The sequence below is a fragment of the Alkalinema pantanalense CENA528 genome (assembly GCF_050753345.1).
In the GTDB taxonomy this organism is placed as follows: domain Bacteria; phylum Cyanobacteriota; class Cyanobacteriia; order Leptolyngbyales; family Leptolyngbyaceae; genus Alkalinema; species Alkalinema pantanalense.
On record NZ_JBLZFX010000080.1, the window covers coordinates 19,323 to 27,573 of the forward strand.

An 8,251-nucleotide genomic window follows, 5' to 3' on the forward strand; every position below is an offset into this window, starting at 1 on the left:
GGATGGCGAAGAAGATTGCGCTGCTGATTGGGGTCGGGGAGTTTGGGGTGGGGCTGAAGCCGTTGCGCTGTCCGGCCAATGGGGTGACGGCGCTGCGGGAAGTGTTGGAAAACCCCCAAGTAGGCGGCTTTGATGAAGTGATTCCGCTGTTGAATCCGGATGTGGGGACGATGCAGCGGCAGGTGGGGGAGGTGTTTGCCCGTGCCCAGAAGGATGATTTGCTGTTGTTTTACTTCACCGGGCATGGGGTGAAGGATCTGAGTGGGGATTTTTATTTTGCGACCAGGGAGACGGAGCTATTTCAGAATGGGTCACTGAATATTGGGACGGCGGTGGATGCCAAGTTGGTGCTGAAGGTGATGGCAAATTCGCTCTGTCGGCGGCAGGTGGCGATTTTGGATTGCTGCTTTAGTGGGGCGTTTCCGGATGGCTTTTTGGCGATGGATGCTGACCAGGTGGATATTCGGGGGCAACTGGGGGGGGAAGGACGGGCGGTGCTGACGGCGGCGACTTCGACGAAGTATGCGCTGGAGCAGGAAGGGGAAGCGTTGTCGGTGTATACGCGCTATTTGGTGGAGGGTCTGCGGACGGGGGCTGCGGCTCCGGAGGGGGCGTCGGAGATTGCGATGAGGCCGTTGCATGACTATGTGCGGGAGAAGGTGCAGACGGCGGCTCCGGCGATGAGGCCGGAGATTTATGCGGCGCGGGATGGGGAGCAGATTGTGATTGCGCGGGCGGCGGCGGATGATCCGGTGTTGCGTTATCGCAAGCGGGTGAATCAGTACATTGAGGAGGGTGAGATTGGGCTGATTGGTCGGCGGATTTTGAATCGGTTGCGGTTGGAGTTGGGGTTAACGGAGGCGCAGGCGCAGGAGATTGAGGCGGCAGAGCTAAAACCCCATCGAGAGCGGCGGGACAATCTGCGGGAGTTTGGGGAGGCGGTGCAGGAGGCGGCACAGCATTATGGGGGCTTGACTGATCGGGTGTTAGGGCAATTGCGGGAGTTTCAGCGGATGTTGAACCTGCGGGATGAGGATGTGGAGCCGATGCTGGCTAGGGTGCCGCGAGTGGCCCATCCAGTATCAGAACCTTTACCTACGCCATTACCAGAGCCAATTCCGCCCCCCCAACCGAAAGTTCGGATCACTGAGCCTATACCGACTTCTCCAACGAGGAAGCCTCAAGTTCAGGTAAGACTCCCTGAGGTGAGACTTCCTCAGTGGACGCGCAGAAAGTTTTTGACCGTTGTAGGCTTTGGTGGGGCTGGGTTTGTGGGAACAGTTGTAATGACACGATTGTTACAGTTTGGACAGCCTGATAAGCAACCTCCAACGTCATCATCTCCAAGTCTTAGACCTTCATCTTCGACCCTACCCCCCAGCCCTGAAACAGATTCGCCTAGTCAACCCCCTGTAAGCAGTGGTGGTAGCATCAAAGTTGGAATTCTGCATTCCCTCAGCGGCACGATGGCGATTTCCGAAAAAAGTGTTGTAGATGCTGAAATGCTGGCGATCGAGGAAATCAATAACGCTGGAGGTATTCTGGGAAATCAAATTGAACCCATTACTGAAGATGGAGCTTCAGATTGGCCAACTTTTGCGGAAAAGGCAAAGAAACTAATTATTCAGGATCGAGTCGCAACTGTCTTTGGCTGTTGGACTTCGGCAAGTCGTAAATCAGTTTTACCTATCTTTGAATCCCAAAATCATCTGCTGTGGTATCCCGTGCAGTACGAGGGTCAAGAATGCTCCAAAAATATCTTTTATACAGGAGCTGTACTTAACCAGGGAATTGAACCCTCGGTTCAGTGGTTGCTAGCAAATAAGGGCAAGGAATTCTTCCTCGTGGGATCGGACTATGTGTTTCCCTCCATCGCTAATACGATCATTAAAGCCCAACTCAAAGCCCTGAGTGGCGCAGTGGTTGGAGAAGACTACATTTCTCTCGGCAATACTGAAATCACCCCTCTAATTTCCAAAATTAAAGTGGCGCTACCGAACGGTGGCGTGATTTATAACACCTTCAATGGTGATACCAACATTGCTTTTTTTAAAGCGCTACAAGATGCAGGGATGCGGCCCGATAAATATCCCACGATGTCTGTTGGTATTTCGGAAGAGGAAGTGCAAGCAATCGGGGTGGAATATCTCAAAGGTCAGTATGCTGTTTGGAACTATTTTCAAACAGTCAATACTCCTAGCAACAAAAAGTTTGTGTCAGCTTTTAAGGACAAGTATGGCTCTAATCGAGTTGTGAATGACCCGATGGAGGCTGCTTACATTGCAGTATATTTATGGAAACAGGCTGTAGAAAAAGCTGGTACCGTAGATGATCTAGTAAAAGTGAAGAAAGCTGCTTATGGTCAAACTTTTGATGCGCCCGAAGGAATGGTTACTTTAGAAACTAATCATCATCTATCAAAGTTTGTTCGGATTGGAGAAGTACAAGATAACGGTCTTTTCAAAATTATTTATGAAACTAAGGAAGCTATAAAACCTCAGCCATGGAACCAATTTTTGCCTGAAACTAAGGGCTATATCTGTGATTGGTCTGATCCTGCTAAAGGTGCTAAGTACAAAGGTCTTTGAGTTTTTAGGTATTTTGTAAAAATCGGAGTTAGACACAATCAAATCTACATACAATTTTTCGCTATCTCCAAAAACCGGGATTTTCTAAAAATCCCGGTTTTTCAATTCAATCGATCGCCCCTTACTCCGCTGCCCGATCTCGTTCCATCATGCTAATGTATTTCCAATCGGAGCCGAGGACGGGAATCGGGGGACTCCAGCGAATGCGCTCGCAAAACCGCACCACTTGCAATTGATTGATCGTCGATTGGATTTCTTCGCGGGTGCCGAGCAGGTAGATTTGGAACGGTCTGCGGGAATCATCGATCGAATTTTCTGGGCGATCGGGGCCGCCAAAGCCAATAAACATGGGATTTCTCCTGGTTGTAGATGGGGAGGAAATCCCAAAAATTAAAGCCACCCTTTTGCGCAGGACAAGTAGGGTGGCCCGATCGAATGTTACAATCCGTGTCAAACCGCATTGAGACATTATCTGGCTCGGTTGCATCGCAAGACGTTGTGCTATCTAAGTCCGTAGAGATGCTGAAGCACTCGATCCGTAGGGCTATGCCCCGCCGCAGGCGTATGTTACTGCACTACCTCAAATTTGGTGATAAGCCTGTCCCTTAATGAATCATATTTCTATTCAGCAATGCCTGATATTGAATCCACTGATGAGCAATTCAGAATCTGACTCACTACCACGCATCTATCGTCCTCTGCCAATTCTGCATACAAAAGAGGAAATTGAGACATTATTGAATGTTGGAACGATAGAAGAGCTTTTAATTTTGCCATTGGCAGTCGGCGAAACCTTCCCTGACTGGAAATATGCACAAGATCTATGTTTGCGTCTAGCTGAACATTCAAGTGATACAGTCCGAGCGAATGCTTGCTTGGGGCTTGCCTATATTGCGCGCACAAAGCAGCGACTAGAGAAGCATCTGGTTAAACCTGTCCTTCTACGTGAACTGCGTTCTCAAACAGAATTTCGTTGGCGAGTAGAGGATGCAATCAAAAAAATTAATCATTATCTAAAATGGAATTTAGCTCAAAAATACGATAAAAATCATAACTTGAAATAGTTAGCTTGAGCATACTTTATAAATCACTGAACTAGAGTTTCGAAAGTTAGTCAGTTGATGAGTAAAATTATCTGCATCTATTCATTATCTTTATCGTTACCTATCTGTGAATCATACTTCCAACTGATCATCATCACATCATCATTGGTGTACTGATTTTAGGATGAATAGCAGTGTGACTAGTTTAGTTATTCAAGATACTTGAGAGAATGCTCATCATGGAACTGAAACTGACGCAAGGTGAAATGAAAGAAATCCAAAAAATTGCAGCGAATTCTGAGCAATCGATCGAAAGTCTGTGCGATCGCTTAGAAAAGCTGACTTGGCGCGATGGGTTATTAGAATTTAGAATGCTGTCCGGCGGTGAAATGCCGCTTTGGGTCAGTCAGCTTCAACGGTTGAGTCAGCAGGTAAATCAAAGACTCGAACAGGAAGGAATTCCCATTGGCCCTAGTTTGGCGGCCTATCAGGCGTGGAATCAGCCTAAAAAGAAGCACTAAACAGAAGGGGGACGATGGAATGTCACCCGTTGCCGCTTTTTACTTAAGACCCCTGCACCTGCACCGTGGCCGAGGCCGATCGCCCGAATTCCTCCGGCGCATACTGTAAACGCACTTCCGCACCCGGATAACTAAAGGTTCCCGGCGTGACCGATCGCACAAGGTAATGCAACGTATACACCCCTGCCTCAAAATGGCGACCATAGGCCATCACCCGATCGTGGTAAATCGTTTGATAGTCAATCTGCCAACTATCGGATTGGTTGGCAAAATAGGGTGTTGCTGTGCGGAACTCAGTATCGACCGCTTCAAAGCCTGCGGGTAGGGGATCGGTAATGACCACGTGATCGATCGGGTGGTCGGTGGTGATAGCTAATTCAATATCAAACACCTGCCCCGGCTTGACCACTAACGGTTGCTCCGTAGCTCCTAGACCCATTGTCCAGAGCGTAGTTGCTTGGTTGGCAGGATGAATCGATCGCACCACACTTAAGCCATTGAAACGACCGGGGGGATTGCCCTGGGGCCGATAACGGTAGGCCGCTAGGTAATGGAGGGTTCCTGTGCCAGTCTTGGCGAATTGCAGGGTTTGCCGTCCGCGCGGTAGATCGGCCATGGCGATCGTGCGATCGATGCTGGGTTTTTCGTAGCCTTGGAATTTCTCAGACAGGAGTGTTTGGTTATTCAGGGCCACCGTGGCCGTAAAGTTGGGCGGCGTGGGGAGCAATTGGCTGTAGTCCACGAGGGCGGTAAGGGCTTGGGCATTGTAATAGGTGCAGCCCCAAGTGCCCTGTTGCCGCAGCGCCAGCAAACTCGACACCAGTTTATTCAGCAGGGCGGGGGAAGCTTTGCGGGTGATGAATAGGCGCGTGGCCTCCGCCTGAGCCGTCGTGGGTGAACTGAACCACCACCAGCGCCGAGGTAAATTAATCGCCGCCGATCGACCCGTTTCGTAGACCGTTTCCTGGATCTTAGTCGCTAGTGTTTTCGCTTCCGTTTGCCAATCCGGGAACTGGGATAGATATCGTGCTAATTTAATCCGATCGACAGCATCGAATTGCTCCCGGCGATCGTACAAATCGCCTAGAAAATCCTTACGCTTTTCGCCCAGCGATGCCAATCCGATCAGGGAGCGTAACCGAATCTGATCCTTACAGCGTTGGCTATTGCAGAACGGATACTGTCCCGGATTGGTTAAGACCTTTTGCAAATAGCCTTGCAATTGGCTAATCATTGCAGCGTTGACGGATAGTTTCGCCCCGATCGCCTGTCCTAGCGCCTCCGCCACATAGGGCGACACAAAGGGATCGGACGTGGCATCGCCGGGGAAGCTGGCAAATCCCCCATCGGAGCGCTGGAGCTTGGCTAGGCGTTCCAAGGATTGGGCGGCATGGTTCGGCGGATTAAACGCCTTGAAGCTTTGACCGTAGGTTTGGCTGAGCACCTGTAAACTGGCCGCGATCGACAGTTGGCTGGCGGCGGGTTCCAAGAGGGGAAACTCTAGATCTTCCAAGGCTTGGCGGGCGGGTTCCTGGAGTTCGGGAATCAGCGTGCTGGACAGGGAAAGGTCTAAACCACCCACATTTGGCGCAACATTGGCCGCAATTTGCAGCGGAATGTCGGCCCGTTGTTCCGTGGCCCCCGTTTCCACCACCTGTTCCGTAATCTCCAAGGGCTTCACCAGTAGCGGCAACTCAAAGGCATCGGTTTTGCCGTTCAGCGTGCTCTTGAACTGCATGGTGCCATCGCCGGGACGGGTGGCAACGATCGGGAAACGATAGGCTTTGGTGGCTGATTCCAGGTTATCCTGTACCGTCGCAGCCTGATTATTGAGCGGTTGCAGTGCTCCGGCAAAGCTGCCCTGACTGCTGAAGCTGCCCGGTTTCCCGGTGTTATTGGTCACAGAGATGCCTGCGGCAAAGCGATCGCCGACGCGGGCAAATTGCGGTAATAAGGGATTGGTTACTAACGGTTGCGTTGCCATAAACGTTGCATCCTGATTACCAAAATGCATTGCGCCATCGGTAGCAACGGCGAGGACTCGCCACGTAGTTAAGTCATCGGGAACCTTAAAGCGGATGCTGGCTTTCCCGTTGCCGTCGGTAATCAGCGAACCGTTGTAGTAGGCGATCGGTTTAAATTCCTTGCGAATGCGCGTATCCCCCGAGCCACCGGACAGCCCACCCCCAAAGCCCCAGCCCTTATCGATCGGGGAGGCCAAGGGTTCCAGCACCACATCGGGGCGGTTATCGGCAAAGCGGGTCGAGATGGCCTGTTCAGCGTAGACGGTTTTGACCAAATCCGGTGGACGGTAGCCCGTCAGTTGTAGGACGGCTTCGTTGACGACCATGACGGTAATTTGTCCCTGGGTCGGCTTACCCTGGGCATTTTGCAGGGTGAACTGTACCTTAGCTTCACCACCGGGAACGATCGTGGGTTGTTCCGGTTGAATTTGCAGTTTGAGGTACTGCTGGTCTAGGGTGGTTTTAAAAGGGGCAAAGCCGATGTGGACAAGGTTGTCTAAGCTTCCCGGTTGCAATTTCTCCAGCGGTTCCCCTTGGCGCACGAGGACAGCCTCGATCGCCGCGTTGGGGAGCATTTCCGGCGTGACTTTAAATTGAATCTGGGGCGCACCGCCTTTGACTTTGGTGATGGTTTTGTACAGCGTCTTGTGGCGAATCACGGCAAAATACAGATCCGCCTCTGGGTAGGGCGATTGGATCACGACATTGGCCGTTTCGCCCGGTTGGTAGGTTTTCTTATCGAGCTTCAGTTCAAGCCGATTGTTGCGGTAGCGACTGCCCCAAAAGACCGATCGCTCACCCGTGGCCCAGATTTGCAAATCCGTTGCGGTGATTTCATCCTTGGCGTTGGCAAAGTTGGCGCGGATACGATAGGAACCGGATTCCGGTGGTGTTAGATTAACAGTTTGGGCTTGCTCACCCGATCGCACTTCCACTTGACCCACGGTTTTATATTCCACCTGGTTGCGTCCCCGTTGGCTACCTTCAATCACCTGGGTGACGCTGCTGTAAAGAATCTGTTGTAGTTCCAGTTTGATGGGTTGGTTGGCAACGGCTTTCCCTTGGGCATCGGTGACGATCGTTTGGATGGCAAAGGGTTTGCCCGCATCGGCCACGAAGGAACTTTTGAGGCCAATTAGCCGATCGCTGGGCAGGGCAACAACGGTTTTGTAATCTGCGACGGATAAATTCGAGACATCCTTCACCTGGGCGTCGAGGCGGTAGACCATGGGATAGGGCAGGTCGGCGGCGATCGTAAAGCTTTGTTGGCCCTGACCTTTGGGATCTAAGGCAGCTTGGGTTTGCAAGACATCGGATTCGACGCTGGGTTCTTCCTCCGGCCAGAACCACTGCCGCCCAAAGTTCCAGTCCTCCCAGCCCTTGGGTGTGAAGTCTGTTTTCTCGCGGGTGGCGTAGTATTCCACCTGGCCGCCTTCCACGGGCGCACCGAAGAGATATTGACTTTGCACCTGGGCGCTGATGGTGTCTCCGGCGCGGGCAAAGGCATGGTCGAGGGCGAGATCGACTTTAAAATTAGGCGGTTTAAATTCTGCGACTCGGAACGTTCCTAAAATTTCGACGCCATTGCGATTTTTAGCTTCGATCGTGTAGATCCCCAAGGGTTGCGTTTTTGCAATCGGCAGTTCGATCGAGAATGTGCCAAATTCGTTGGTGGTTTGCGTTCCCAGATCCGTTGCTTTGTCTTGGGGATCTTTGAGGGTCAGCTTGTAGGGGGTATTTTTATCCTGCTTGAGTTGTCCGGCTTTGAGGTAGTAGGCAGCTCCGGTGAACCAAGCGGTTTCCCCCGGTTGGTAGAGTTGCCGATCGGAGAAAATAGTACCGCGCGATTCTGGTTGGCTACCGTTCCATCCGGCGTAGATGCCATAGCCATAACTGCCACTCCATTCTTGGCTACGGGAAAAGGCCCAATCTTTATCTTCGCGGACGATCGTCAGTAATTCTGGTGCGTCGGCGAAGACGCTGGCTCCCGTGGACATACAGGATTGCAACTCGGCGGCGGTGAATTGCACCATTCCGGCGGAGTCGGTGGTGGCGGTGGCGCAGGGGGTGGGAGC

The 8,251-nt window shown here is 51.7% G+C and carries 5 protein-coding genes; 3 read left to right on the forward strand and 2 right to left on the reverse strand.

Annotation, left to right across the window (positions count from 1 at the left end):
• Positions 1 to 2 precede the first annotated feature (2 nt).
• The gene (urtA, locus tag ACN4EG_RS20600) at positions 3 to 2,588 is read left to right on the forward strand and encodes an urea ABC transporter substrate-binding protein (RefSeq protein WP_431632069.1); all 2,586 of its coding nucleotides are present in this window, start codon (positions 3 to 5) and stop codon (positions 2,586 to 2,588) included.
• A gap of 121 nt (positions 2,589 to 2,709) precedes the next feature.
• Here the strand turns inward: urtA and ACN4EG_RS20605 are convergent, their stop codons facing one another.
• Entirely contained in the window at positions 2,710 to 2,937 is a 228-nt protein-coding gene (locus ACN4EG_RS20605; protein WP_431632070.1) for a hypothetical protein, read from the reverse strand.
• 259 nt (positions 2,938 to 3,196) lie between these two features.
• Here ACN4EG_RS20605 and ACN4EG_RS20610 point away from each other — a divergent pair, with 259 nt between their 5' ends.
• Together ACN4EG_RS20610 and ACN4EG_RS20615 are read left to right on the forward strand one after the other, a co-directional pair.
• On the forward strand, positions 3,197 to 3,652 hold the full coding sequence (locus tag ACN4EG_RS20610; protein ID WP_431632071.1) for a hypothetical protein: 456 nt from the start codon (positions 3,197 to 3,199) through the stop codon (positions 3,650 to 3,652).
• Between the two features lie 218 nt (positions 3,653 to 3,870).
• Positions 3,871 to 4,152, forward strand: coding sequence for a hypothetical protein (locus tag ACN4EG_RS20615; RefSeq protein ID WP_431632072.1), 282 nt, complete (start codon positions 3,871 to 3,873; stop codon positions 4,150 to 4,152).
• 43 nt (positions 4,153 to 4,195) lie between these two features.
• On the opposite strand, the gene ACN4EG_RS20620 is transcribed toward ACN4EG_RS20615, so the two are convergent.
• A partial coding sequence (locus tag ACN4EG_RS20620) for an alpha-2-macroglobulin family protein (RefSeq protein WP_431632073.1) occupies positions 4,196 to 8,251 on the reverse strand: 4,056 nt, incomplete at its 5' end.